29 protein-coding genes are annotated in these 23,789 nt (G+C 64.7%); 5 read left to right on the top strand and 24 right to left on the bottom strand.

Annotated elements, in window-relative coordinates; all coding sequences use genetic code 11:
- Positions 1-5: 5 nt before the first annotated feature.
- The 23 genes from ACSFBC_RS17255 to ACSFBC_RS17145 all read right to left on the bottom strand — a co-directional run bounded on the left by ACSFBC_RS17255 (position 6) and on the right by ACSFBC_RS17145 (position 20,814).
- A complete protein-coding gene (locus ACSFBC_RS17255) occupies positions 6-3,599 on the bottom strand; it encodes a phage tail protein (protein ID WP_435511561.1) in 3,594 nt (1,197 codons plus the stop codon).
- On the bottom strand, positions 3,600-4,028 hold the full coding sequence (locus ACSFBC_RS17250; RefSeq protein WP_435511560.1) for a C40 family peptidase: 429 nt from the start codon (positions 4,026-4,028) through the stop codon (positions 3,600-3,602).
- Positions 4,025-5,014: a DUF2163 domain-containing protein gene (locus ACSFBC_RS17245; protein ID WP_435511559.1), complete on the bottom strand. Its 990-nt coding sequence runs from the start codon at positions 5,012-5,014 to the stop codon at positions 4,025-4,027. Before ACSFBC_RS17245 ends, ACSFBC_RS17250 begins: the two co-directional genes overlap by 4 nt.
- Positions 5,011-5,610, bottom strand: a complete 600-nt coding sequence (locus tag ACSFBC_RS17240; protein ID WP_435511558.1) for a DUF2460 domain-containing protein — start codon at positions 5,608-5,610, stop codon at positions 5,011-5,013. The genes ACSFBC_RS17245 and ACSFBC_RS17240 overlap by 4 nt, the downstream gene beginning before the upstream one ends.
- A complete protein-coding gene (locus ACSFBC_RS17235) occupies positions 5,610-8,102 on the bottom strand; it encodes a coiled-coil domain-containing protein (protein WP_435511557.1) in 2,493 nt (830 codons plus the stop codon). The genes ACSFBC_RS17240 and ACSFBC_RS17235 overlap by 1 nt, the downstream gene beginning before the upstream one ends.
- Positions 8,103-8,114: 12 nt before the next feature.
- Positions 8,115-8,384, bottom strand: coding sequence for a phage tail assembly protein T (locus ACSFBC_RS17230; RefSeq protein WP_435511749.1), 270 nt, complete (start codon positions 8,382-8,384; stop codon positions 8,115-8,117).
- Positions 8,385-8,449: 65 nt separating this feature from the next.
- Entirely contained in the window at positions 8,450-8,815 is a 366-nt protein-coding gene (locus tag ACSFBC_RS17225) for a hypothetical protein (protein WP_435511556.1), read from the bottom strand.
- A gap of 3 nt (positions 8,816-8,818) precedes the next feature.
- Positions 8,819-9,463: a phage tail tube protein gene (locus ACSFBC_RS17220; protein WP_435511555.1), complete on the bottom strand. Its 645-nt coding sequence runs from the start codon at positions 9,461-9,463 to the stop codon at positions 8,819-8,821.
- A 12-nt stretch (positions 9,464-9,475) separates the two neighbouring features.
- Entirely contained in the window at positions 9,476-9,922 is a 447-nt protein-coding gene (locus tag ACSFBC_RS17215; protein ID WP_435511554.1) for a hypothetical protein, read from the bottom strand.
- A gap of 1 nt (position 9,923) precedes the next feature.
- On the bottom strand, positions 9,924-10,247 hold the full coding sequence (locus tag ACSFBC_RS17210; RefSeq protein ID WP_435511553.1) for a head-tail joining protein: 324 nt from the start codon (positions 10,245-10,247) through the stop codon (positions 9,924-9,926).
- Positions 10,248-10,266: 19 nt separating this feature from the next.
- Positions 10,267-10,611, bottom strand: a complete 345-nt coding sequence (locus tag ACSFBC_RS17205) for a DUF2190 family protein (protein WP_435511552.1) — start codon at positions 10,609-10,611, stop codon at positions 10,267-10,269.
- Between the two features lie 78 nt (positions 10,612-10,689).
- Positions 10,690-12,732, bottom strand: coding sequence for a ClpP-like prohead protease/major capsid protein fusion protein (locus tag ACSFBC_RS17200; RefSeq protein ID WP_435511551.1), 2,043 nt, complete (start codon positions 12,730-12,732; stop codon positions 10,690-10,692).
- Between the two features lie 106 nt (positions 12,733-12,838).
- The gene (locus tag ACSFBC_RS17195; protein WP_435511550.1) at positions 12,839-14,359 is read right to left on the bottom strand and encodes a phage portal protein; all 1,521 of its coding nucleotides are present in this window, start codon (positions 14,357-14,359) and stop codon (positions 12,839-12,841) included.
- A gap of 8 nt (positions 14,360-14,367) precedes the next feature.
- The gene (locus ACSFBC_RS17190; protein WP_435511549.1) at positions 14,368-14,601 is read right to left on the bottom strand and encodes a hypothetical protein; all 234 of its coding nucleotides are present in this window, start codon (positions 14,599-14,601) and stop codon (positions 14,368-14,370) included.
- Positions 14,598-15,002 carry a Mor transcription activator family protein gene (locus ACSFBC_RS17185; protein WP_435511548.1) on the bottom strand — a complete coding sequence of 135 codons (405 nt, stop codon included), beginning with the start codon at positions 15,000-15,002 and terminating at the stop codon, positions 14,598-14,600. The genes ACSFBC_RS17190 and ACSFBC_RS17185 overlap by 4 nt, the downstream gene beginning before the upstream one ends.
- Complete coding sequence (locus ACSFBC_RS17180; protein WP_435511748.1) at positions 14,999-17,062, bottom strand: phage terminase large subunit family protein; 2,064 nt, start codon at positions 17,060-17,062, stop codon at positions 14,999-15,001. The genes ACSFBC_RS17185 and ACSFBC_RS17180 overlap by 4 nt, the downstream gene beginning before the upstream one ends.
- Before the next feature lie 5 nt (positions 17,063-17,067).
- Positions 17,068-17,577: a hypothetical protein gene (locus ACSFBC_RS17175; RefSeq protein WP_435511547.1), complete on the bottom strand. Its 510-nt coding sequence runs from the start codon at positions 17,575-17,577 to the stop codon at positions 17,068-17,070.
- Positions 17,578-17,857: 280 nt separating this feature from the next.
- Positions 17,858-18,655 (bottom strand): hypothetical protein, encoded by a 798-nt coding sequence (locus tag ACSFBC_RS17170; protein WP_435511546.1) that lies wholly within the window; start codon positions 18,653-18,655, stop codon positions 17,858-17,860.
- On the bottom strand, positions 18,649-18,879 hold the full coding sequence (locus ACSFBC_RS17165; protein WP_435511545.1) for a hypothetical protein: 231 nt from the start codon (positions 18,877-18,879) through the stop codon (positions 18,649-18,651). Before ACSFBC_RS17165 ends, ACSFBC_RS17170 begins: the two co-directional genes overlap by 7 nt.
- A complete protein-coding gene (locus ACSFBC_RS17160) occupies positions 18,876-19,787 on the bottom strand; it encodes a helix-turn-helix domain-containing protein (protein WP_435511544.1) in 912 nt (303 codons plus the stop codon). Before ACSFBC_RS17160 ends, ACSFBC_RS17165 begins: the two co-directional genes overlap by 4 nt.
- The gene (locus tag ACSFBC_RS17155) at positions 19,784-20,266 is read right to left on the bottom strand and encodes a phage regulatory CII family protein (protein ID WP_435511543.1); all 483 of its coding nucleotides are present in this window, start codon (positions 20,264-20,266) and stop codon (positions 19,784-19,786) included. Before ACSFBC_RS17155 ends, ACSFBC_RS17160 begins: the two co-directional genes overlap by 4 nt.
- Before the next feature lie 188 nt (positions 20,267-20,454).
- Positions 20,455-20,604 (bottom strand): hypothetical protein, encoded by a 150-nt coding sequence (locus ACSFBC_RS17150; RefSeq protein WP_435511542.1) that lies wholly within the window; start codon positions 20,602-20,604, stop codon positions 20,455-20,457.
- A 3-nt stretch (positions 20,605-20,607) separates the two neighbouring features.
- Positions 20,608-20,814, bottom strand: a complete 207-nt coding sequence (locus tag ACSFBC_RS17145) for a helix-turn-helix domain-containing protein (RefSeq protein WP_435511541.1) — start codon at positions 20,812-20,814, stop codon at positions 20,608-20,610.
- 73 nt (positions 20,815-20,887) lie between these two features.
- Here ACSFBC_RS17145 and ACSFBC_RS17140 point away from each other — a divergent pair, with 73 nt between their 5' ends.
- Positions 20,888-21,565: a LexA family transcriptional regulator gene (locus tag ACSFBC_RS17140; protein ID WP_435511540.1), complete on the top strand. Its 678-nt coding sequence runs from the start codon at positions 20,888-20,890 to the stop codon at positions 21,563-21,565.
- A gap of 66 nt (positions 21,566-21,631) precedes the next feature.
- On the opposite strand, the gene ACSFBC_RS17135 is transcribed toward ACSFBC_RS17140, so the two are convergent.
- Positions 21,632-22,099 (bottom strand): pilin, encoded by a 468-nt coding sequence (locus ACSFBC_RS17135; protein WP_435511539.1) that lies wholly within the window; start codon positions 22,097-22,099, stop codon positions 21,632-21,634.
- Positions 22,100-22,426: 327 nt separating this feature from the next.
- Between ACSFBC_RS17135 and ACSFBC_RS17130 the strand changes: the two genes are divergently transcribed.
- The 4 genes from ACSFBC_RS17130 to ACSFBC_RS17115 all read left to right on the top strand — a co-directional run bounded on the left by ACSFBC_RS17130 (position 22,427) and on the right by ACSFBC_RS17115 (position 23,710).
- Complete coding sequence (locus ACSFBC_RS17130; protein WP_435511538.1) at positions 22,427-22,741, top strand: tetratricopeptide repeat protein; 315 nt, start codon at positions 22,427-22,429, stop codon at positions 22,739-22,741.
- Complete coding sequence (locus ACSFBC_RS17125) at positions 22,738-23,046, top strand: hypothetical protein (protein WP_435511537.1); 309 nt, start codon at positions 22,738-22,740, stop codon at positions 23,044-23,046. The genes ACSFBC_RS17130 and ACSFBC_RS17125 overlap by 4 nt, the downstream gene beginning before the upstream one ends.
- 185 nt (positions 23,047-23,231) lie before the next feature.
- Positions 23,232-23,591: a hypothetical protein gene (locus tag ACSFBC_RS17120; RefSeq protein WP_435511536.1), complete on the top strand. Its 360-nt coding sequence runs from the start codon at positions 23,232-23,234 to the stop codon at positions 23,589-23,591.
- Positions 23,588-23,710: a hypothetical protein gene (locus ACSFBC_RS17115; protein WP_435511535.1), complete on the top strand. Its 123-nt coding sequence runs from the start codon at positions 23,588-23,590 to the stop codon at positions 23,708-23,710. Before ACSFBC_RS17120 ends, ACSFBC_RS17115 begins: the two co-directional genes overlap by 4 nt.
- Positions 23,711-23,789: the final 79 nt, after the last annotated feature.

Below are 23,789 nucleotides of genomic sequence, written 5' to 3'. Positions count from 1 at the left end.
CTCTTTCAAGGAATCCAGATTTGCGCGCGCGGCACGGGATCGCTCACGGTCGGGTTAACGGCCACGAGGACGCGCTGATCGGTGAGTGCAAGGACGTTCATGGTTTCTCGGATTGGGTCTTCAACCGATGCAACCGGCGTGAGGGTGGCCGCCTCGTAGACCACGCCCGGCTGAGATAGGCCGCCGAACACCACTACTGCACCGCCTGCGGCCGACACCTGATCCGCGCCGTCAGACAACTTCAACAGTCGCGTGCCGGTGCTTGGGTTGTAGGCATTGACTTCGCCTTCGTGGACGATCAGCTTGCCGCCCGCCAAACAGAGTCCGGTGACGCCAGACGATCCCACGAGTGGGAAGGTGTCTAGCGTCATCGACGCAATGTCGATCCGAGTGATATCCGCTGAAACACCACCGGCATAGACCGTCGCCCCATCGCTGACCACATGCTGAGATGGCGCGGGCACGTAGCTCAGCAGCGAGAGATCGGCAATGTCGTATTTCAGAGTCCAGCCGTTGAACGGATCGGAAGCCCACAGAAACCCTCCTCCGACGCAGATGTCGGTGATGGGTTCGGTCAGGTCGACGGTGTGCGTGGGAAGGAAGCCGGCCAGCCGGTCGAACCGCAAGATCTTCGCGTCTCCGGATGCCATGGCGAAAACGCAGAAGGTCAGATCTCCTTCGCTGACTGCGGCGACAGGCTCAGATGCAGCAACGCCGTGCGCCCCGTCCTGCACGAACGTCGCCGAGTCATAGAACGCGATCGAAGCGGATGCCCCCGCCCTTCCCATGATCACGATGGTGTCGCCGATCTGGTGGGCGACGTCAGCCGTCGACGACACCTCAAGCCCGCTCGGGCGATAAACCGAAGGCGGCAGCACGCCACCGATGATCTCGACGGTCGCCTCACCCGGCCCGGTGATGCGGTTCAGGGCCGCCACTGACAACGAGAACGGAAGCGCCATGGCCGAGGCGTCGACGCTGAAATTCTGCGACGTCGTGTCGAAGGCGATCGTCTGCAGCAGGTTGGTGATCGTCACTCGGTAGCCCTGGAAATTGATCGAGGCCACGGGTGCATCCTCGCTGCCCAGGCGATGCCGCGGCGTCCAACTGGCTGCCAGCGTTGTGCCGTCAAAAGTGGTCGATAGGTAGGCCACGGGCCACTCGCGCTGCGACTTTCCGGTGTAGATCGCAGTTTGCTCGTCGGCAAGCTCTGGGGACTCGCCATTGCTCACAGCGCGGTGCGTCAGCTCGGCGCCGATCCATGCCGACTGCGCATTGACGTGGACCGCCCGGCCCAGCCCCACCAGCACTGCGCCGGCGAGGTGCGCAGACGCGCCCGAGTTGAGCTGGCCGCGGTGCAGGTGGCTCAAGTCGAACACGCCCGTCGAAACTTCGACTGCGTCGCGGTACTGCAGCACCTCGCTCGAGCCGTCGGGACGCATGATCACGAACGCCCCGCCCTCGCTGAGGAACTGCGTCTCCGTGATGTCTTCGATCCGCAGGGTGTCGCGGAACAGACGCACGCGGATCACGTTAGTCGTGTCGGTGAAGAGTTCCGAAGCGCTGGCTAGGTCGTTGACCAGGGAGCCCATGATGACGCCGCGGCCGACGTCCGCCGCATTCACGTAGCTCGCGCCGCCATCGAGGCTGCGCTGCACCGTCGCGCCGGCCCAGGCCGGCATGCCGCCAGTGGCCGCGACCAGGTAGTGCAGGTCATCCTCGCTGTCGATGCGCGCCGAGATGTCGATCACGGCCAGCACAGAGTCGCCCACGATGGTCGGCGGCGGAGGCGTGGGCGCTGGGATCGGCACGCCGGTCACGTTCGATGTGTAGGCGCTCTGCCGGTCGTGACGCAGCGTGAACTCGATGATGCCGGCGGCGACGTCCATCTGCTCGATGCGCAGGCGGCTCACACGGCCGCGCAACGCCAGGCCGATGCAATTGCTGGGCACGAAGCGCAGGAAGCTGTCAGGAACCGAGAGCTTCACCTCGCCCTCGGCTTCCGCGTATGCCACCTTGTGCAGGATCGCTGCGGCCTGCGCGGCCTGGTCCGGCGTGAGGACCACTGGCACCTGCACCGTCGTCTCGCCAACGACGCGCACATCGGGGCTGCTGCGGCTGCTGGTGGCCTTGGCGACGGCGTAGCCGCCCACCGCGTTCTGGTAGCCCAGGTGCAGCTTCTTCGGGTACTCGATCGCCTGTTCGCGGCGCGAGGTTTCGGGTTCCTCGACTAGGTCGTCGTAGGTCAGCGTGGCCACCACCGCGCCGCCGCGCTTCGGGTAGTGGATCTTCTTGTCGAAGTCAGCGCGGTCAAACAGGTATAGGCTGCGCAGCGTGTTGATCGCGTCGGCGCCGCTGTACTCACCAGCGAGCACCAAGCCGGCCACCAAATTGCCCAGTTCGGAGACGTCGACCTTGTCCTCGGGGAAATCGCAACGCGCGTGAATGTCGGCGACGATGTCACTCAACACCATCGGCGATCCGATCACGCCGGCCACGACGGAGTCAGGGCCCCAGACGTATTGCGCGATGGGCCCAGCGCTGAAGAGCACGCCCTCCTGGTCACGGATCAAGCCGAAGTACGGGTCCTCGGGCTCGTAGGAGTTCGGCGGGTCTTGCCCTGGCACGTGGTCGGGGAAGAAGTCCTCGTCGCCCGTCAGCCCCCCGATGAACACGCCCAGCGCGCCAACGATGGTGCCTTCGACGCCGGCAGTCATCGACCTCCCGTCGGCGGGTGCGTTGATCTGCACCTTGAACGCCATCGGCACGCCAGCGTTCAACGAGAGAAGTCTCGACCAGACGACCAGCCCCGCGATCTTCACCTGGAGGCTGACGTTTGTCGCGAAGATGGGCACCATCGTCCAAACGCAGAGCCACACGTTGCCGGGCGTCTCCAGCGGCAACGGGTCTAGGAAGTAATTCGTGGAAGTCCCATAGCCAGTAGAACCGGACCGTTCTAGCGAATCGATCTTGGTGAGGTCGACGGTCACGTCCTCAACGGAAGTCGCGACCTCGAATCGGTACTGGGGGATGGAACCGCGGCGGTCTGTCAGGTCCTCCTCGATGAAGACGACATAGGCCGAGCCCCGATGCGCCGGCACCTCGCCGACACCGAAGATCATCTGCAACGTGGGGTCGGGCAGTTGCGCTTCGTCGCCGAGGTAGAACACCTTGTTCGCCGCCCACTTCGCCGACTCGGCCAGCATCGTCGAGCCGTACCGCATGTCATAGACCAGCTTGTCGTCTTCCCAAATGCGCAGGAACCCGGCGATGGGCTCTGACACCCGCACTGCATAGGAGCGGTAGGCGTGCTCTGTGGACACATCGGTGCCGCCCTTCCCACCCTGGTTCTCCTCGACTTCACGCTTGATCAGCGGGCCGCTGGCGATGACGTTGCCCGAGCACATGGCCGTGCCGTAGATGATGGCGCGCGGCGAGCCCTCCTGCGATGTCTGGGCGCCGGTCTCACCGATGCGCGGGCCTTGGGCCTCGCCGGGGATCGCTGCGGCTACCAGCGAGCCGATCGCATAGCCGAGCTGCGGCATTCCGAAGAACGCACCGACGACCGCGCCGGCGATCGGGAGGATGGTCTTTGCCATTTAGACGGGCCTCCGAAAGACGGCAAGGATGCGGTCCTGCCACATCGCGTCGAGGCCATGCTCGACCACGCGGCCGATGTTGCCGTAGCAGTGGATCAGGCCCAGGCCATGCGAGGCCGAGTCGCAGACGATCGCGACGTGGTGCGGCTCCTCAACGAAGCGCATCACGACGACGTCGCCGACCTGCAGCAGCTCGCGCGGCACGGCGCGGCCTTCCCACGCCGGTTCGCCCAGCGCGTCGCTCATGGCCTGCATGAGGCCGTCGCGATGCGGGGTGCGGCCGTAGCGGCGAAGGTCGGGCGGGGTGTAGCCCAGGTCAGCGTAGGCGAGCCAGGCCAGGCCGGCACAGTCCAGGCCCTTCGCCGTGCGGCCGCGGTGCTGGAATGGCGCGCCCAGGTACTTGCGCGCGGACGTGACAAGCGCGCTCATTCGCCACCGCCTTCGTACTGGCCGCCGGTGCCGGAAGTATTGAGGTTCATGGAGGCGCCCGGCATGTTGATCTGGTCAGCGTCGGCCACAGGAATCAGCGGCTCGCCTCGGAAGTGCAGCACCCACTCGGTGGCGAAGTGCACCTTGCAGCCGTTCGGGCCGTTGACCTGCTTCGTGCAGTCGGGTCGGATCTCGAAGGTGTCTCCGACCTCGATCGGAAACATCGTTTCGAACGCGAGGTTGATCGTGCCGTCAGCGGCCTGCTCTTCCACCTCGTGGCTGCGGCCGGTGTTGGCTCCGGTGAGCCACCGCAGCATGCCGGGCACGTAGGCACCGGCGGCCGCACCGAGCGCGCTGGCGGTGAACGTGCGGTTCGTCTCGAGGTCCACCGAGGTGACGATGACTTCGACCCACAGGCCGGTGGTGTCCTTGCCGCACGGAAATCGCTGCTCCACCGGCGCGCCAGAGCCCAACGGCTGGCTGCCGAAGATCGCCCGGCACGTCAGCGAGTCCTTCTCGACGATCGACTGCTTGAGCAGCTTCACCAAGCCGTTGAGCTCCGGCACCCATGTCAGCCCGTCGACGGTCTTCACCTGGCCCAGCTGGCCATGCCCCGCAGGCAACACGACGTGGCCCATGGACAGGTCTTCGTAGTTCACGCGCATCACGGTGAACCACGCGAAGTCGAAAGCCCCTGCGGCGATGGCCGCCTCAGTGATGTCGAGGTCGAACTCAGGGAGCAAGTGCTCGCTCTCGGCGTTATCCACGTCCATGCCCGCAGACGCCGAAATGTTCGACAAGGCCATACCGATCGCAGCGCGGTAGACGATCGCTCCGTTCCCGTCGTCATAGACAACGTCCCGATCAAGCAACGTGGCACCAAAGGAGGGATACCCAGGCACCACGGGATCGAAACGGATCAGGTCAGTCACCGTCGTTGCGCCACTGTCGAAGTGAGCTTGAAGCTCAGGGGAAATCGACCTCATTCACCCTCTCCCGGCGGCGGCACTTCGATCAGGTCGATCGCACCCGTTGCCATCTCGAAAGCCGGGATCGAGAACGGCAGATCGTCTTGGTCGAAGCGCACCCAGATGTCGAACTGCCCAGACCACCGCAGGATGACGCCGGCAGCCGGCGCGGCCGAGAAAGTAACGAGGCCGCGTCGCGGGTCGATGGTCGGCGTGACGGGCGACCCGTTTTCGGTAATCACCGCCTTCGGGATCACGTAGCAGTTCCGCACATAGCTGACGCCGTCGAGCACCGAGATCTTGCACAGCTGGAACACTGTCGTGGCTCCGTCGCCTTGACCGAATATCTCGCCGGCCGCCTCGAAGTCCAGCGCATCGCGGAACGGGAAGCAGTGCAGTCGGCCACGGCACACGAGGTGGTGCTGCTTGACCTTGCGATACTCCTCACGCTCGATGTGCTCGAAGCTGATGCCGAAGGAGTGGCGGGCCTCGGAACGCTCGGCATTGCGACGCTCTCGGCCGTTCTTCATCGAGACGATGCGCGTCTGGAACGATGGCCCACCCTGCCACCCATAGGCAGGGTCGATGTCGAGGTAGGTGTCGAGATAGGCCATCAGAACCTCGCCGCCGCCGACACCGTCGCCCGCCGCGTCTTCTGCGCGAGCTGGGTTTCGGTGCTCCGATCGATCCTTCCCTCCACCGCGAACTGCACGTTCTGCGTGAAGCCACCGCCACCGGTGCGCCGGTTCTCTTCGGCCGTGACAATGCGCTCGCCCCTGTGAATCTTCGCGATCATGTCTTCAGGCACGAATGGCGTGCCGACTGCAAAGCTCGGCATCGTCCCGAAGGCGCCCGTCAGGCCCAAGAGGTTCTCCAGGCCGTCGCCCTGCATGCCACTTGCAACGCCGCCGAGCCAGTCCGAGTTGCTGAGGAAGCCCCCCAAGGACCCAGCCCCACCAGTCCCACCCGTGAGGGGATCAGCGGAGCGCACGTACATCGCGTTCACAGGGCTGGAGCCCAGCACAGCGCCCTTGCCGCCCAACAGGCCCCCGAGGCCGCCAGCGCTGCCACCGCCGAACAGTTTGGAGAGCATGCCGCCGATGCCCCCGCCCTCCCCACCGAGTACGCTCTTGAAGAAGCTCGCCGAGAGGTCCTTGGCCACCATCCCACCGATGCCGTTCGTAACCGAGGCAAAGAATTGCTTGGCCGCGTCCTTCGGCGACTTGGCTCCCGAGAACACGTCAGCCAGCGCGCTGCCGGCCGAGTCGGAAATCATCGTGTTGAAGCGGTCTGCGAGCGGATCCAGCTGGGCCTCTAGCTGCTCGACCTGCAACTTCATCCGCTCAACGGACTGCTGCTGTTCGGGCGTACGCGCCGCGGCATCGATCTGCTCGAAGAGAGCGAGTTGCTCACGCAGCTGGCCGAGCGCACGCTGGCGTGCTTCGCCACTGGCACGAAGGCTCGCGATCTCGCCAATCGTGCCGCGCTCGCGCGCGATCGTGATGCGCTCCTCGGCCATCTGCAGGTCACCCTGCACGAGGGTGAAGCCTTGTTGGAGCTTGCCAATCTCTGCCTGCGCGACCTGGATCTGCTTCAGGTTGCGGACCATCTCGACGGCCTGCGCGTTGTTGTTGGCGCTGAAGAGCTTCAGCAGGCCGTCGAACTGCCTGTCGAAGCGAATGGCCGCGGCCTCGCCCAACCGGCCCTGCATCTCCAGCAACTTCGCATTCACCTCATCCAGATCGTCGCGATATTCCTTCACGACCTTTTGGCGCTCGATGCCGGACTTGATGGCCTGCGTACCGGCCTCGCGCTCGAGCTTGGACCGCTTCTCGACCAAGTCGGCAATCTTGCCCTCGGTCTCGGCGCGATCGGTGGCCTTCGGCGCTTTCGCCTGGTATTCCTCGAGCGCCTTGATCTGCTGGTCGTACGACGCGATCTGCTTCTTTGTCGCCTCGTCGAGGATGGTCTGCCGCTGGCCGAAGTAGTCAGCGATCGACAGCAGCCCCTGTTCGTTGTAAAGGTTGAGGAACTCGTTGCGCGAAGCCAGCAGCTCACGCTCCGCATCGGAGGCGCGCTGCAGCTCCTTCAGCCGGTTATCGAGTAACTTCTTCGTAGGGTCGTCCGTGGGGCCCTTCGCGCCGGCAGCAGTTGGCACCACTGGCGCCTGCTTCTTCCACGCCGACGTCTGGTCTGCGATCGAGCCCACGTCACCCAGCAAGCGGGGGTCCGCGAACTTTGGAGCAGTCCCTGGTTTGGGGTCCATGCCATAGATGTCGCGAACCCCGGCCCAATAGTTGTCGACGCCAGCACCGAGCGTCGCCATTGCGGCGGACCACAGCCCTCCATTCTTCTTCGCCTCGAGGAACTTGGAGCTCAGCGACGCGAGCGACGCAACCAGCGGCCCGGCGATCGACACCGCGGCTGCCTCCGACGACAGCTTGATCTTCGTCAAGTTGTCGTTGAAGTCGGCCGCAGCCTTCGCGGTCTTGCTGTCGTAGATGGCTCCCAGCTGCTCGGCCTCGGTGCGCAGTTTGGTGATTCCAAGGGCGCCCTGGTTCAGCAGCGGAATCATGTCCTCGCCACTCTTGCCGAAGATCTTCTGCGCGAGTGCAGCCTTGGCGGCTCCATCCTCATAGGTGGAGAAGCGATCGGCCACGTCGCGCAGCACCTCGTCGCTACTGCGCAGCGTGCCGTCGGCATTGGCGAACTCGACACCCAGGGTCTTGAAGACCGAGACGGCTTCCTTGCCGCCACCCGCAGCCTCTGCCATGGTCTTGCCGAGCTTCGAGATGCCGGTCGCCAGAGCCGCGATGGGCGTGCCTACCGCCTCGCCGGCAAAGCGCAGCTCGCTGAGCTTCTCCACGCTGATACCGGTTTTCTCGGCCAGGTCATCCAGTTGGTCGAGAACCTGAATGGCCTTGATGTTTTCCAGTGCGGCGAAGGCGCCACTTACCGCGATACCGATGCCTGTGAGTTTTCCGGCGATGCCGGCGAACTTCCCTACTCGGCTCTGCAAGCCATCGAATGACTGTCCGATGGAGGCGAAGGTCGCCTTCGTCCGATCGACGGCTGAGAGAACGATCTCGGCTTTGTTTGTCGCCATCTCAATCCTCGATCATCGCTTGCGCCCGCGGCCCGAGAGCGCAGCCATACGCCGCGCTTGCGCCCCCTGAACAACGGGCGCGACCTTCCGGACCATCCATGGATCCGCCGCGAGGAAGTCGCTGGCATCCCAGCCCTTGCCGCTCCGCTTCGTGCTCTGGCCCTGGTACGTCGCGGCCAGCACCTGGGCATGCCGGATGCGTGCGACTGCCGGATGCAGCTGCTCGGCCGAGAAGATCACTTGCCATTCCGCAAACTCCTGAACAGATAGACGCGCGCCCAGCTCTTCGACGGTGCAGCCCAGCGCGAGCGCGAGAACGAAGGCAAATCGGCGCTCGGGCTGGGCGATCAGTTTTTTGCGACGTCCTGCCCGCCGACTGCGAAGTCAGCGGCGGCGCGGGCGAACTCGAAAAGCTCGCCAGGGCTGGAAGCGCTGAGCGCCTCCCACTCTTCAAGAGTGAGAAGCGGTTTGCCCTCCGCGTCGACTACTACCTGCGACAGCAGGCGCAGCGCCATGACCCCGTTGGCACGCGCAGAGGCCTCGCCCTCCGTCTCTCCGGGCCGAGGCTCGCGCTCCGACACCTGGCGGGACGTGTTGGCCAACTGCTCGGACAACAACAGGCCGCGGACGATCACCTCGCCACCCAGCAGAGGAAAGTCGATGACCTTCTTCGGCAGCACCGGCAGCTTGATCTGGCTTCGCTCGAGTGCCATGAGTTACGCGGCCTCGTAGTCTTGGAACCAGCCGCGCGCATTGATCGTGACCGGCGTGGTCACCGGCGCGCCCGCGGATCCCGTGGGCACCAGGCTGGCCGAGGGGTAGCCCGAGAACAGGCCCAGCGTCCCGTCGGCGAACACAAAGCGGATTGCGCGCACGGTGCGCGTCCGCGACGCTTTCTTGAGCTCGACCAGCGCGGGGTCCGAAGGGACCCAGAGGGAACCGAACGAGAAGTTCAGCGGCGTCTCGTTGCCCGGCTTGTTGTAGCCGCGTTTCGTGTGGATGGTCTGAATCAGCACCTGGTCGGCCTCGCCGCCCGTCGCATTCACCTCGGTGAACGTGGCAGCGCTGGCACCGAAGGTGACCTCTTCCGCGGTGCCGGAGACGAAGTCGGGGAAGTCCAGCGAGTCGATGCCCTCGAGCTGGAATGTGTCGGTGGTCACCGTGCCGACGCGCACAACGGCATAGTCGATGTCGACCATGCCGGAGACTTTCAGCAGGACGATGTCGCCCTCGGTGTAGCCGTGGCCCGTGGCGCTGGCCACTGCGGTGGTCGCCTTCGAGATGGCGGTGATGGTCTTCGGCGCGGCGAGTGCTGTCTGCACATCGACATTCACGTCGGACCAGAGTTGGACTTCAGACATGGTGGACTCCGTTCAAGATGCGGTATCCGGCGCACCGCGCCGGGTGAAATAAGTGAACCGCCACGTCTGCTCTTTCGCAGCCATGGCCTGATTGCCCTCGCCGCTCAGCGTGATGCGCGACGCGACGATACGAGCTCGCCCGGGCTTAGGGACAGCGAAGGACGAGACGCCGAGCACCTGCTCGACCTGCAAACCCAGCGCTCGCGCCTCCTTGGCGTAGTCGGTGCCGTGTGCGACCACAGCCGCCACCAACACAGAGAACGTCCGCTGCTCCAGGCCACTCACGGTCTTCGGGTCGATGGACTCGCCTTCCGGAGATTCCTGAACCAGCAGCGCAGGCAGGTCACCCTCCTCAAGCGTGTCGACGCGATCGAGGTACACGCGGGCGCCGGCAGCGGTCGCCGCGGCAATGAGCGCGGTCTGTACGCCATCGAGGATCTGCTGTTGAACGTGCGCCATGTCAGGTCACCGAACGCAGCTGATAAACCATGAAGCCCGCGCCATCGGGATCCGATCCCACAACCTGGTAAGACGCCGTTGCGAGGGTCGCCGGGTTGCGCAGCACAATGACCGTCTGCCGCGGAAGCTCCGCTGCATCGGCTAGCGAGACGGTCAGGCGCGGCTGGGTGGTTTCAACCATGCCGTCCAGCGCGTCGACGCCCGCATCCTCGAACATTCCCACGAACGTCAGATCCAACGCAGGGACCGTCACCTCTCGATTCGAGAGATTTTCGATCACCACAGCGTTTGCGCGGAGTTCGAGGATTGCGAAGGCTGCAAGCATGGCGGCGCGAGGCGGCAGATCAGGCAGCGACGGCGACGTAGGCGCCGAGTTTCACCGCGACGTTGGCCGAAGGGTTGGCGGCCGCCTCGACTGCGATGCCGATGCACTGCTGCGCCGTGGCCGTCTTGTTGACCACCTTGTTCGTTGCGTCCCAGTAGACGTGGTCGCCGACTGCGATCGCGAGCGCGCTGGTCTTCGGCATGTTGACCACGCCCTCGGTGATGAAGGCGCCGGGCGTGCCGCTGAGGGTGTCAGCCACAGCGACGCCGAAGAGGCCCACGCCGAACAGGTAACCGACGCCGGAGAGCACATCGGCGGCCGGGGTCAGGGTGAGCACGTCGCCCCGCTGAATGAAGTTCTTCATGATGCTGTCCTCGAAAGTTGGGAATGGAGTTCGCTGCGGCCCGGCGGCGACCCGCCGGGCCTTGGGTCAGCCAGTCGCTCAGGCGCCCGAGTTCTTGGCCAGGGTGCGGTAGTCGAGCGGCGCGACGCCTGCGTCGATGCGCACCTTGAACTCGGTGCCATCGACCGTCCAGCCGGTCTTCTGCTCGAGGTAAGGCTGGTCGTTGCCGTCGAGGTAGTTCACCTCGATCGTGTCGGCGCTGTTGGGATTGGCAGCACCGAACCAGGCCGTGCTGGACGCCGCATCGAGACGCGCATCGGAGATCACCTCGAAGGTGTCGCGCACTGAGTTCGGGATCGTGTTCGCCTTGCTGGTGCCGACGTCGTACTCGCTGGCGCGAACCACGTTGGCCAGGCCCTTCAAAGCGCGCGGCACGATGAGGTACTGCATGCCGATGTTCAGCGTCGCCGACCCCTGCTTCTGCACCGCCATGGCCGCTTGCATCGCGTCGACGCTGGCCGTGTTGATGACCGAGCCGGTCAGCAGGTTGCCGTGCGTCGCATGGAACAGCGCCACGCCGTCGCTCATGACGGGGTTCGCCGTCAGGATGGCGTACACCAGGTCGCCCACGGTGCGGATGGCCGCGCGACCCATCAGGCGAGGGATGCGCGTGAAGGCATCGAGGTCATCGTTGATGACAGCCTGGCGCGTGATGCTGAAGAGCTCGCCGTAGGTAGCAAGCACGACGCTCTCGGCACGTTCTCCGATGCTGGCGTACTTGTACTCGGCACCCTCGACAACCCGACGCAGGCTCGGGAAGGCGTTGAGGTCGACGCGCTTGCCGGTCTTGAAGTCGGGCAGCGTGCCGGCGCGGGTCCAGAGTTGAAACGTTTCCTCGGCTTCCAGGTAGCCCTTCAGCATGGCCTTGTTCGCGACGTTGGCCAGAAGGCCGGGGAAGTCGCTCGTGCTGTGCGTGAATGCGGCACCGATGAACGACATCTTGTCCATTCCTTCGGTGCGCATGCCGGCGCGGGCCAGGCTGGCGCGGGCCAGCTCCGACAGCGTGTAGCCGCGATACGGGTTCGCACCTTCAGGCTTGTCGAGACCAGCGCGGGCCATCACGGCCTGCGAAGCCGCGGCGCGCTGCTTGTCGGTTTCGTCTTCGACGGTGTTGACGTGGCCGCCGGCCACCGGAGTCACGCCCGTTGCCAGGTGCGCCAACAGGCGCGTGCCGGCCGCTTCGACGGTGACGTTGTGATCGTCTTCGCAGGTGCGCTGCAGATCGGCGACGCCGGTCTGCGCGGCGAAGCGCGCGAAGCTGGCACGGATGCCGTCGCGGCGCTGCTTGTCGGCAGCCAGCACTGCGGCGGCATCAGGCACCACCAGGGCGGCGGGATTGGCGGGGTTCGGGGTGGCCGCCTGCGGAATGGTTTGGGGCATGAAAGGCTCCGGAGAAGGTGCGGCGGCTGCCGCGGGAATTCCCGCCGCTTGCGCAAGAGACGCAGGCAGCGAGCGATATCGATTGAGAGGAAGGTCACGCGCGGCGCTGGCAGACACCGGCATGGGGTCGGTCACGGTGTCGATCAGCTTGGCGGCAAGCGCCTCGTCGGCGGTGTAATAGTGATCCTTGCCGTCGGTCAGCAAGGCCAACATGCCGGGCTGATCGCCCGTGCGCGCGGCGTAGCTGGTCGACATGGCCGCGGCCCAGGTGTCGAGCTGGTCGGCCTGCTCGCGCAGCTCTGCGCTATTGCCGGCGGCGTAGGTCCAGGGCGCATGGATCATCAGCATGGCGTTGTTCGCCATGTGCACCTTGTCGCCGGCCATCGCGATCAGGCTGGCGATCGAGAAGGCCATGCCATCCACCTCGGTGGTGATCGTGGCCTTGTGGCGGCGGATGGCGTTGTAGATGGCCAGACCGTCCGGCACCGAGCCGCCGATGCTGTTGATGCGCACCGTGATCGCTTCGACATCCAGCTCCTGCAGGTCGCGCACGAAGCTGGCAGCTGATACGGTCTCTTCCCACCAGCTCTCGCCGATGTCGCCGTAGATGAATATCTCTGCAGCTGCTGCGACGCCGATGACGGCCGCCGCGACCGCTGTGCGGCGGCGGATTGCGTACCAGGTGTTTTGCGCTTTTGACATGGGCTGAGTGACCTCTGTTGAGAGCACTCAGTGTCGAAAAAGCGGCGTCCGGTTTTTAGGGAAGAAACCGGATTATTTGGAGACAACGGCAGCGCGTCGGCGCCTTCTACTCGACCGCCGGCTCCGGCGCTTCGACGACCGCGGACGGCACGCCCGGTGTGTTGGCCGCATTGCTGGTGAAGATCAGCCCCTTGCCCGCCACCTCATCGCGGAACTGGCTGATCTGCTCGACGACATCGCGCGGGTTGCCGCCGCGCTTGCGGATGACCTCCACCTCGCTCGCGAAGCCGGCCTGCACCAGCTTCTCCCAGGCATTCGCCTCTTTCACGGGGTCGATCCAGGGCATGCTTTGGCCGATGAACAGTGCATCGTCCTCCGAGCCCGGCCGTACATCGGCGGGCGTGCGCACGACACCGCTCAGGCTCGCCGCCTGCACGAACGACTCCCACGTCGGCTGAACGAACATGCCCACGAACTCATCGGCCAGCACAGCGTAGTGCACCCACTGCTCCACCAGCTCCTGCCGCTGCGCGCTGTAGCTGCCCTCGTAGTCGCGGCTCACGCTCGAGTAGCTGGCACCGATTCCCGCGGCGAAAGCGCGCAGCTGTCCGGATCGCCAAGTCACCAGGTTGGGGTTGGGCCGGTTGCTGTCGATCATCCCGATCTCTTCGCCAACGGTGAGCGAGTCGATGATCATTCCGGGCTGCATGTGCAGATCGCGCGGCAGCGGGTTGCCTTCGGCGTCCTTCGGCAGGTTGGCGGAGTTGTAGCCAACTTCCGGGTCCGTGCGTTTGACGAAGGCCGTCAGCGAGGCCGCGACCTTCGCCGCGATGCGCTCGCTCTCCTCGTAGTCCTTGAGATCCTCGACACGCGTGAGCACGCTGGCGAACTCCGACACGCCGCGCTGCTGATGCAGGCGGTCGAGCGTCGCAACGTGCAGCATGCGCTCCGCAGGAATGGACTTCAGACCATCTTGCCCGGCGAAGAACAGCCCGTCCCGCGGATCGCCCTTAAAGACCATGTACGCCGTGGCCTGGCCCCACGCGTTCGACTGGATGCCTTGCCGGATGCCCCGGCTCATGTCGTCGTAGTCCAGCGGCACGAAGTCGGGCTCGAACAGCTCGAGCGAGAACGGCACGCGCGTGCCGTGCTTGAGGAACGGCACCGGACCGGACAGTTGCTGCGCGAAGGCTTCACCGTCGCGCAGCCAGGTGTAGGCCATGAGGCGCTGCGCGAGCGCCCATCGGTATTTGCCCGTGACCTCCGGCCGCCGCTGCCAATCGCGAAACGCTTCGCGCAGGTCCCGCGCGTACTCGGCGTGGATGGAGCCGTCGGCGCGACGCGGCTGCGGCTCGATGCCGATACCGCTCGGCCCCACCACGTTGTTGACCAGCACGCGCAGCGCACCGCGCGAAAGGTCATGATTCCGCTCGAGATACCGCGCGTGCGCTCGCAACGCCGCGGCGCTGTTGCCGGCCAGGGTGTTGGGACTGCTGTTGTCCATGCGACGTTGCCGCTGCCGGCTGGGCTTGGCGCCCTCATAGTGCGCGAGCGCAACACGCGCCTGGGCGCGACGAAGACCCACAACGGGATCGCGCCAGGCGACGATGCGGTCGATGAGGTTCATCGCGGCGCTCATCGGTCGCATCCTCGGCCGTCGAATCGAGCGACGGAGAACGACAGGCCGCCGATCGTCGGCCCTCGGCCCGTCTCGCCGGACACGCGCCGCTCCCACTCGATGCGGCCCTTACGGATCTCGCTGAGGTTCTCGTTGGTCAGGGTGCGACCGGCGAACTGGATGGTCTTTCCCGAAAGCACGGCGGCTTCGGCGGCCAGATAGCTGGCGAGCATTTCGGTGGCGGTACTCATGGTGCCTCACCGTATCCGTTGGGCTGTCCGCTTTTTAGGGGCGAAGGCGGATTTTTCGCCTGCGGGACGGTGCCACGGCGTTCCCGATCGGGCCGCGCGCCGATGATCTCGTAGAACCTCGTGCGGCCGATCTGGTGCGTGCGCATCAGCTCATCCATGTTCCGACCGTTGTAGTCGCGCCGGATGGCCGTGTCACGCTCGGTGCGGTCGGGCGCCGGAATGTAGAGTTCCTGACCGCCCAGCCGGCGGCGCAGCCCGCGCACGAGGGCTTCGGAGAACATGGTGGCAATGCCCAGATGCATGCCGGTCTCCTCGCGCACGATGGTGATGATGTCCTGCTCGAGCTGCGCGGCGGCATCGTCGGGCTGGCTTGAGGCAACGCAAAAAGGTAGTTCGATCACAGGCGGTTACTCCATTCATCGGAAGCAAAGGAGCGCGGCGCGGCGGCGGCCCGCGGCGTGCTGGAAGGTGGTGGTGCCGGGTTCGGCGCGGCGGCGTCGTGCTGCGCCAGCGGAACCAAGATGGGCGCCGCGGCGAACAGGTCGTCTGTCGGCGGCTGCACGGCCGCTTCAAGGCGTGACCAGCGCTCGTCGGTGTACTTGTGCAGGCCCAGCCCATAGGCGGCGTGCAGCGCATAGTTGCGGTTGTCGAGCTGCTCGTTGCGCGGCCGGCGCTTCACCCATCGGTAGGCCTCTCGACCGTTCACTTTCGCGAGCACACGCTGCTCGGCGGTCAGCTGCTCGTAAAACTCTTTCTTCAGCTCGTCGCTGAAGTGCAGATAGCCGGGGCCGGGCTTGGTCAGGGCGAGCTGCCCCAGCAACAGATCCTTTGCCGCATCGACGCCGACGCGCCAGAGCTTGATGCCGCGCACTACTTTGCGACCGCGGTAATTGATCTCCTGCAGGCTGCTCGCGCCGAGGATGTTGACGTTCTCGTTGCCGTCGCCCTTGATCGCGCGCAGCTGCGGCAGCGTGTGCTGCGCCTTCGATACCCAGTTGTAGACGGCCTGGGTCTGGTCGGAGGAGTCGATGCTTATCGCTGAGAGCCCGAGCGACCGGCCACCGCCGCCCGTCTGCAGGTATCGACGCTGCAGGTAGTCAGTGACCTGCTGCCAGTCGTCATCGGATGCGGGGTTGCCGTCGAGCACGGCTACGTCGACCACCCAGGACTCTAGGCCACGGCCCCATGCCCAGACCGCAATCTCCCATCGGTCGCGTTGCACGTCGATGCCGGCGGTCAGCACTAGGCCGCCGGCCGGCACCGTGCCGATGCGGTACGGCTCTGCGCGCAGTTGCAGCGCATGCTCGTCGGTGCGCTCGCCGGCCAGCTCCCAGGTCTCGCCGAGCGTCTCGTTGACGAAGAGCTGCATCGGGCCCACGTCGCCCTTCTCCAGCGCGCGCAACGCGCTCTCGAACTCCTCGACGATGCTGGTCCAGCTGCGCTGCGGGCTGTATGCCGTCCACACGTGCAGGCCGAGCGTGCGCGGCGGATTGCATGGCATCCCCTTGGCATCGCGCCAGATCCGATCCGCACCGTAGCGACGATCGGTTCGGCTGCACACCCATGCGCCTGTCATCGGCGCGCCGCCGCGCAAGTAGTCCGCCTGGGTCATCGGCTCGCGGCAATGCGGGCAAACGTGGCGGACAGTCTCTGGCTGTCCGCGCTCCCACTTGAAGCCGTGGGGCAGATGCTTGCCGCCCCACGTAAGCGGGTGATCGGCGCCGCAGTGCGGGCAATCTATGTGGAAGCGGACCATGCCCTGCGCCTCGCCGCAGGCACGTTCCACGTGGCACAAGCCCTTGAGCCGTGGCGTGCTGCCGCCGACGAACTTGGGGTACGGGGCGCCTTCGAGTCGGCCCTTGGCCAGGCCGCCGGGGTCGCCGGACTTCTCGACCTGTTGGTCGAAAGCAGACCACTCATCGAGGATGGCCACGGCCACGGTGATGCGCCGGTATGCGCGCGCAGCCTTGCCGCCGAGCAGATGCAGCGCGCTGTCGCGGAACGGCTTGTAGCGGATCGTCTCGTCACCCGTGCCGCGGCCCTGTCGGCGCGCGCGATTTACTGCGGGCACGCCAGTGAGCGGATCAAGCAGCGGATCGATCTCGCTCTTGACGTAGCTGTCGCGGTCGTCGTCCGTGGGCTGCCACAGCGCCTGCTTGCGGCGGCGGTGCGCGATGTTGTAGCAGACGAAGGCCGTGACCATCTTGGTGTAGCCGACGCGCTTAGCCTTCATCACATCGAGCTCCTCGATGCGGTCGTCGGACATGAAGTCGAGGATGCCCACCTGAAAGGCCCAGGCCAGCCAGGCGCCCTTCTGGTGACTGCTCTCACCCGCGAGCTTGAACTCGTCCGCAGCCCAGTCGCCGAGACGCCGCGGCGGATCGGCACGCAAGCTATCGAGGCCCATGCGCAGCGCGACCTTGATGGCGGCTGCAGTCTCCGGATGCAACACGGGAGGCATGGTGGTCAAAACGGTGCGCCCTCCAGGTCCAGAGCGCTGTCGGGCGTGCTGTCGGCGTTCGCCTCAGGTTCGGCCATCGCATCGATCTGCTCGACGACCAGGCGCTCGGTGGCGCGAATCCATTCGTTGCGTGCGTTGGCGATCACCATGAGCACGGCAGTCTTCGCTTCGTCGGGCAGGTCAGGAACGGCCTTGCGCAGCGTGCCCTCGAGCTGGTCAAAGCGGTCGACCACCGCGCTCGCGGCCTGGCCGAGCACATCCGCCAGCAGCCCGACGGGCGCGAACTCGCGGCGGGCCACGGCGTTCTTGATGGCCTGCCCTTCGCGCTGCTCGCGCGCAAGCGCCGCGCGCTCCTGCACCAGGTCTAGGCCGCCGACCTCGGCGCCGGCACGTCCAGCGGCCTGGTCGCGCAGTCGCTCGCAGTACGCCACCAGCCACTCGCCCGCGGTGTCGCCGCGCGTCAGCACGCCCTCCGAGACGCGTTGGCTGATGCTCGCCTCGCTGACGCCAACCATCTCGGCGAAGCGCGCTTGTGAAACCTGATCATCCAAGTCAACGACCATCTTCACTTAACCCCCTTAGTGAGTTCTGTGAACAGGCCGCGAACGCGCTTCGAATTACCCGTACTCGACCCTCGGCGGAGGGACCCGCGAAAGGGGGGGTGGGGATGCACCAAGGGTGTGCACTGCCCGAGGCGGCCCCGAATCGCCACCTCGAGGCGACCCGACCTCGACATCTCACGAACGAAAAAAAGTGGGCAGGACAGAGGGTTAGCGTCCATAACTTTTCTACTCGTCATGACGCCCCTCGAGCCGGCTTGGCCGTAGCGAGCGCCCGGATCACCGACTCCTGCAAATGCCCCGGGAAGACTCGAGTCACCGTGGCCTCTGCAACGTCGTTGAAGTGGAACCGCGCGCGATATGTTCCACGCGAAACGAACAACAGCACCGGCTTGATCGCGGTGCCCCATGCACCGAACGAATATCGCACCCAGATCCCGCGCGGCAGATGCTGGGCCTTGCGCCCCTTCTTCCACGAGTGGCCGCCGAACGGATGCTTGCCCGTGCCCGTGCTGACGAAGAACGTTTCGCGCGCGCGCTTCGCCTTGCTCCTCCTGCTCGACGATGCATTGGCCGTGGAGCCAGCCACGTTGAACGCCTGGAGTTGGCTGAGGATCTTCACGATCTGGCCCTTCCCCATGTTGCCGTAGCTATCGAGCTTCGCTCCGTCACCTGGCACGGTGCGCTCGCTGGGCAGCAGCACGCCACGCTGAACGAGGAGTTGCTCGAAGCGCTTGAGCGGACGATTGCCGCCATTAATCTGGGGTAGCAGGTAGTGCGTCGGGCGCTCGCTGTCCTTGACCCACACGTGCGCCGTGAGCGTCTGCTTTGTGGCGGTCTTCACGTAGAGCGAGCGCAAGGTGTAAGGCGTGGGCATGTGGAAGACCGAGCGCATCTCGGCCTCCTCTGCCTTCTTCACGTCCTGCGCGGTGCGCGTCAAGGCCAACGCCAGAGCGAAAGGAATCTGTCGCTGCTGCTCGCCGAGCAGGCGCTTCACCTCGGGGAAGTTGTTGCGCACGTCGATGCTCAGCATGTGATTCCTCGGGCGTGAAATTGTTGAACGGCGGGAGCGCTGGTCGCTCGGCACCGATAAAAGCGGAAGCCCGCGGTGTTGATCCAGCTGATCTGCCTCGATGCGACCAGCGATTCCAGCTCGGACTTCAATTCGTCGAAGGGCCAGCCGCAGATGTCGAACAGCTCAGGAAGCCGCAGATCGCCATGAGCGAGCAGCTTGAGCAGGGCTTCGGCCCGCGTCATGCGGCACGCCTTTCAGACCAAGGTCCATTGCCAGCCGCGAGAAGCACGGCGCATCGGTACTTCCGCCAGTGCGCGGTGTGCTGGTCATCGGTATAGGCGTTGCCCAATGCAGCGAGCGAGAACACCATGCCGAGCGTCTCCCCCATGGCCTTGACGCCGTCCGTCGTGGTCCACCAATTCGCAGCGATGTGAGCACCCATGTCGTCTCGCCAACACGAGTTGCGCAGCCAGGTGGCCAGCTCAGGCACGAACTGCCCGCTGTCCTTCCGCCACTTCGGCGTGCGGCTTTGCGCGTCGATTGCGATGAGCATGCGCTGCTGCAGGGCCTCGTCCGGCCCCAAGCGCAACCATCGGCGCTCCGCCTTGCCGCGGTTCGCCTTGTTCGGGTAGGCCGAGGCGATTCGCTCAAACCCGGCCGCCCCCCCATCGGGGGGTAGGGGGGAATTGGTTCTTGATGGTTCTGAAGATTCGGGTGTCATAGCTATGACACCCTTCCTGTCCTGGGTGACACCCTTCTTGTCGCAGATGACACCCTTTTGCGCTCCAAGAAGGGTGTCAATCTGACCTGCTTGTGGATAAGTGCAATCCACGTCTGTAACAACGGTCGGGGCCAGCTGGGGAGGCAAAAGCTCACCGCGAATCCAGGCGGCAGAAATGCAGTATTCGTTCACGTAGCCGCGGCCGGTTTTCGAGCCGACACGCTCCAGCCAACCTATCGAGATCATCTTTGCAATCTGCCGCTGCACAGTGCTGCGGCTCTGCATCGTCTTGCTCGCGAGGGTATCGAGAGCGGGGTAAATGTGCGTCCCGTCGTCGTGCGCATGGTCGGCGATTGCCAACGCGAGCAGGCGCTCGCTGCCACCCACCGGGTAGCGTTCGAACACCATGGTCATGATCTTGATGCTCACGCGACCCTCTGGTGCATTGCCTTTCCGGCTGCGTGCTTGCTACGCAAGTGCATTTCATGCACTTGCAGGGCCGTGCGCGCGTCCTCAACTTCCTTGAGCGAGCGCTTGAGGTCGTTGTCAGAGATCACGTCGTCGGCATCACCTTCGATCGTGGAGGTCGCAACGTCCGACATCTCGCGGATGACGTCCGCCATGCTGCGGTGCAGGTTGGGCACCCGGTCCATATCGATCACCGGCAGCTGGATGAAGCCGCCGCTCGAGCCGGCCAGCATGTTGATCAGCGCGTTGCAGTGCTCGCTCTTGGCCTCGTTGCACAGCTCGACGATTGCCTGCGCATCGACCAGGCCGAGCTTGTGCGATTGCGCGCCCGAAAGTTCCTTGCGGAGGACCTCATCGGTCTTGCCAAGGCGGCCGGCGATGGCCGAACGGCCGCCGGGGAAGTGGTCGACCATCTTGCGAAGAGCATCGAGAGAGTTCATGTCCGGTCCTTTGTTTCGTGGACGTTGTTGCAGCGCGGCAAACGCGGTGCAATGCAGTAATGGGAAGGAAAGAAGAAGAAAGGGAGGACGGAGCGCAGGCCGCTGGGGAGCTGGCCTGCGCTACCGATTTGTGCGGCGATGCCGGCGGCTGTAAGTCGTTGCATGAGATCGCCCTGGAGTGGCTGGCTTCAGTTGTGCCGGCCGCGCAGAAGCTCGAAGAGCACCGCGACCGCAGCAGCGACGAACGACGCAGCAATGAGGTTCTCTTTCGCCGCATAGGCCGAGACAGCCGCCCAGAGCAGGCCGACCAGCAAGGCGACGCCAATGAGGGTGGACATGGGTCAGACGTCCGCGGTCTTGTCTCGCGCCTTGAGCAGATCGTCTGGGACTGGCATGTTCAGCCGGACCAGGCCTGCGATGACTCGGTCCACGATGCGATTCGGTAGCTCGTCGGGCCACACCGAAACGGCAGCAGAGGAGATGCCAATGGCTTCGGCAGCCGTCCCGACGGACCCGCCAAGCAGTTCAAGTGCGCGTGATTTCTTCATCAGCCGCATGTTAGCCCGCTTAAATAAAGCACGCAAGCGCGCTTACAACGAGACGGGTTGTAATTACACTTACATGACTACTCTCGAAGAACGTATCGCCGAACTCATGGCAGCGACAGGCTGGACCATCGGTCAACTCGCGGACATCGCAGAGGTTTCCTCATCCGCTGTGTCGCAATGGGCGAATGGCCAAACTCAAAGCATCAAGCTCGAGCCCGCAATCCGGATCGAGCGAGCATCCGGGTTCAGCGCTCTGTGGCTGGCGAACGGAAAGGGTGTCAAGAAGTCGGCCGCGCCCCCTACGCTGGAGGATGGAGACGAGGCGCACTACGCCGGCAAGCCGCGCGTTGCGAAGAGGATTCCTGTGGTGGGAACCGCTCAGATGGGGAACGATGGCTTTTACGAAGAAATGAGCGCCATGGTCGGCGCCGGAGACGGTCACATCGAAATCGCAACTGACGACCCGAATGCTTTTTGTATCCGCGTCCGCGGCCAGAGCATGTTCCCTGCAATCCGCGACGGCTGGTACGTCCTCGTGGAGCCCAACGGCGTGCCATGCGTCGGCGAGTACGTGCTACTCCGGCTGGTCAATGGAAAGAAGATGGTCAAGGAACTCCTGAACCGCCGGTCTGGTTCGCTGGAGGTCATGAGCGTGAACGGGGGAACTCGGATGTCGTTCGACATGACCGAGGTGGAGAGCGTTCACGCCATCGGTGCGGTGGTGTCGCCGAGCAAGTGGATGCCGAACTGACGTGGTCTGCCGACATCTATAGACGCAAAAAAGCCGCCCGAAGGCGGCTCTTTTGAAGTGTTCTACTTACGGTGCAACAACGGTGTTGCGGCATTCAGCAGGCACGTACTTGTGCTTGGCTGCATCCGAAGTGCACTTCCACGTCGTGCCACCAGTGGCAGGCGTCGGCGTCATTGTCAGGGCAACGGATTGTGCAGTGCTATCCATCGTAGCAACCAACGCGCCGGTTGCATTGGTGCAGGCAAGGCTGGCAACACGACCTACGGCGGTCGTGAAGGTATTGACTCCTGCACAGTTCTTTGCCACGTCGGCGGAGGCGTAAAGGGCGCCTCCGTTGTTGGCGATATTCTCGGCCACAGCGTTCTTGCCCGCAGCGATTTGACCAAGGCCTTCGGTCACGCGAGCGCGAACGGTGTAGTCTTGGTAAGCGGGCAGGGCGACAGCGGCCAGAATACCGATGATCGCGACCACGATCATCAGTTCGATGAGGGTGAAGCCCTTTTGCACGTTGCGAGCGATGGAACGACGGTTCATGAATACTCCTTAGTTGTTAGACCGGAGACCCTCCCCGGCACGCCAGTGTATTTGCAGCATGCGTGCCAACTCGGCCGCGCCGAAAAACGCACCAAATAGTTCACAACCCGCATGTTTCATGGCGTGCAACAATCTGTGACACGCGCTCTTGTCACCCTTCTAGCTATGACAGTCACCCCATTCCCAGCGACATCGGCCATCTCTTTGGAAACGGCGGCCGTCATATCCGATCGGAGCAAACGCACTTGGCAGCGACGTCTTGCAGAAGGCGGCGCAGCTCGTCTAGCGGACGATCAACGGGGCAGAACAATGCTCAGCCTTTCGGACGTGGAAAGCGTGATCTGCGTGCCCTTCGCGCCAGGGGACTTCGGCGTGCTCATCGAGGCCGATTCGGGCATGGCCTCAGCGCAACGCGACTTAGGACAGATCTTCGCCAGCCATGACAAGCCCGAGATCGCTGTGTACTGGTTCAGCCTCGCCGCAGAGCAAGGCGACGCCGATGCGATGCAGTGCCTGGGCACCGCGCATGCGGCAGGCCAAGGCGTGCCGAAGGACGACGACCTTGCCCTGATGTGGATCGCGAAGGCCGCGGCTCACGGCCACATGATCGCGAAGGCTCAGACACGGAGCTTGCGCCTTTGAAGTTCATGGCGTTCACGGCCGCCTTCTGCTGCGGCTTCGCCTGCGCAGGCGAACCGCTTGAGGACGCAACCCGCGATGCGGCGGTCCTGTGCGCGCGCCTTAACGCGGAGAGCCTTGCCCGTTGCGGCACGCTCTCCGGCAAGAGCACAGAGCTGTCTGAGGCTCGGCGCGCCGTGGCCAGGATGTTTGATGCTCGGCTGCGGTTCATGCAGAAGTGCGAGCGCAAAGCAGGCCTCTCGGCATGCGCCACTGAAGCCGACTGGCTGATGCTCGCCGCCATGAACGACGTGCCGTCCAAGCCGTAGCAGAAAGCCAGCTCAACGACGCCCGCCCTGCGCGGGCTTTTTTTCGTCCGTCCTTTCCAAGGCACGTGGTGGAAATGTGAGCCTGCTTAAATTATTTAGTAAGTCTGCTTGCATTAACTAGTTAGTGCGCTTACATTAACTCCACACACCGCAGCCACCCCGGCAGCGGATGAGGAGAGAACGACATGCCAGCAGGAAACCCAGCAGCCTCCGCTCAGGTGCTGCGCCCTCTCGATGGAGCCAAGGCTGCTACTACTTGCGAAATCTGGATTCGCACGGTCGGCTCGCGCCGCCAGGCATTTGCTCGGCCTATCCAGCCCATCGGCCAGCGCGCCCGCAACTGGCACGGTATGCAGGTCGCGCATGCCGAGAAGGCGCTGCGCACCGGAGAGCTGACCGTTGGCGAGTTCGCCGGCTCGACCGCCGTCGCACGCGCCTCATCCGCTGAAGACGAGCACCCGGTCGCCGCAGCGTTCCGCGAGAACGCCCAGCTGCTGAATCGCGACATCGACGCCCTCAATACTTCGGCGCGAGGTGCGGCATGAAGCACCACCAATCGCTGGCCGCCCTCCTCCGCCGCGAGGCATCGACTGTCCGCATCGCGCTCGCCGGCATCGCCGCCGTCGCGGGGCTTGCGATCCTCGCCGTGAGGGCTTGGGCATGAGCACGCTCAAAACCTTCGCCATGCTGTTGGCAACCGTTCTGCTGCCGGTCGTATTTGCCGCAATGCTTGCCTTCGGCTG

It is taken from the genome of Variovorax frigidus, assembly GCF_051216515.1.
Lineage (GTDB): Bacteria > Pseudomonadota > Gammaproteobacteria > Burkholderiales > Burkholderiaceae_C > Variovorax.
Note: the sequence above shows the minus strand (reverse complement) of the source record. Positions and strands in the feature narration are given on the sequence as shown.

Excerpts from the sequence above, each read along its gene's own strand:
- ACSFBC_RS17135 (WP_435511539.1), bottom strand. The coding sequence starts at position 22,099 with ATGAACCGTCGTTCCATCGCTCGCAACGTGCAAAAGGGCTTCACCCTC.
- ACSFBC_RS17200 (WP_435511551.1), bottom strand. The coding sequence starts at position 12,732 with ATGTCAAAAGCGCAAAACACCTGGTACGCAATCCGCCGCCGCACAGCG.
- ACSFBC_RS17165 (WP_435511545.1), bottom strand. The coding sequence starts at position 18,879 with ATGACGCGGGCCGAAGCCCTGCTCAAGCTGCTCGCTCATGGCGATCTG.
- ACSFBC_RS17175 (WP_435511547.1), bottom strand. The coding sequence starts at position 17,577 with ATGGTTGGCGTCAGCGAGGCGAGCATCAGCCAACGCGTCTCGGAGGGC.
- ACSFBC_RS17210 (WP_435511553.1), bottom strand. The coding sequence starts at position 10,247 with ATGCTTGCAGCCTTCGCAATCCTCGAACTCCGCGCAAACGCTGTGGTG.
- ACSFBC_RS17120 (WP_435511536.1), top strand. The coding sequence starts at position 23,232 with ATGCCAGCAGGAAACCCAGCAGCCTCCGCTCAGGTGCTGCGCCCTCTC.
- ACSFBC_RS17115 (WP_435511535.1), top strand. The coding sequence starts at position 23,588 with ATGAAGCACCACCAATCGCTGGCCGCCCTCCTCCGCCGCGAGGCATCG.
- ACSFBC_RS17180 (WP_435511748.1), bottom strand. The coding sequence starts at position 17,062 with ATGCCTCCCGTGTTGCATCCGGAGACTGCAGCCGCCATCAAGGTCGCG.
- ACSFBC_RS17215 (WP_435511554.1), bottom strand. The coding sequence starts at position 9,922 with ATGGCGCACGTTCAACAGCAGATCCTCGATGGCGTACAGACCGCGCTC.
- ACSFBC_RS17170 (WP_435511546.1), bottom strand. The coding sequence starts at position 18,655 with ATGCTGAGCATCGACGTGCGCAACAACTTCCCCGAGGTGAAGCGCCTG.
- ACSFBC_RS17245 (WP_435511559.1), bottom strand. The coding sequence starts at position 5,014 with ATGAGGTCGATTTCCCCTGAGCTTCAAGCTCACTTCGACAGTGGCGCA.
- ACSFBC_RS17205 (WP_435511552.1), bottom strand. The coding sequence starts at position 10,611 with ATGAAGAACTTCATTCAGCGGGGCGACGTGCTCACCCTGACCCCGGCC.
- ACSFBC_RS17240 (WP_435511558.1), bottom strand. The coding sequence starts at position 5,610 with ATGGCCTATCTCGACACCTACCTCGACATCGACCCTGCCTATGGGTGG.
- ACSFBC_RS17225 (WP_435511556.1), bottom strand. The coding sequence starts at position 8,815 with ATGGCACTCGAGCGAAGCCAGATCAAGCTGCCGGTGCTGCCGAAGAAG.
- ACSFBC_RS17250 (WP_435511560.1), bottom strand. The coding sequence starts at position 4,028 with ATGAGCGCGCTTGTCACGTCCGCGCGCAAGTACCTGGGCGCGCCATTC.
- ACSFBC_RS17190 (WP_435511549.1), bottom strand. The coding sequence starts at position 14,601 with ATGAGTACCGCCACCGAAATGCTCGCCAGCTATCTGGCCGCCGAAGCC.
- ACSFBC_RS17155 (WP_435511543.1), bottom strand. The coding sequence starts at position 20,266 with ATGAACTCTCTCGATGCTCTTCGCAAGATGGTCGACCACTTCCCCGGC.
- ACSFBC_RS17195 (WP_435511550.1), bottom strand. The coding sequence starts at position 14,359 with ATGAACCTCATCGACCGCATCGTCGCCTGGCGCGATCCCGTTGTGGGT.
- ACSFBC_RS17255 (WP_435511561.1), bottom strand. The coding sequence starts at position 3,599 with ATGGCAAAGACCATCCTCCCGATCGCCGGCGCGGTCGTCGGTGCGTTC.
- ACSFBC_RS17220 (WP_435511555.1), bottom strand. The coding sequence starts at position 9,463 with ATGTCTGAAGTCCAACTCTGGTCCGACGTGAATGTCGATGTGCAGACA.
- ACSFBC_RS17145 (WP_435511541.1), bottom strand. The coding sequence starts at position 20,814 with ATGAAGAAATCACGCGCACTTGAACTGCTTGGCGGGTCCGTCGGGACG.
- ACSFBC_RS17235 (WP_435511557.1), bottom strand. The coding sequence starts at position 8,102 with ATGGCGACAAACAAAGCCGAGATCGTTCTCTCAGCCGTCGATCGGACG.
- ACSFBC_RS17140 (WP_435511540.1), top strand. The coding sequence starts at position 20,888 with ATGACTACTCTCGAAGAACGTATCGCCGAACTCATGGCAGCGACAGGC.
- ACSFBC_RS17150 (WP_435511542.1), bottom strand. The coding sequence starts at position 20,604 with ATGTCCACCCTCATTGGCGTCGCCTTGCTGGTCGGCCTGCTCTGGGCG.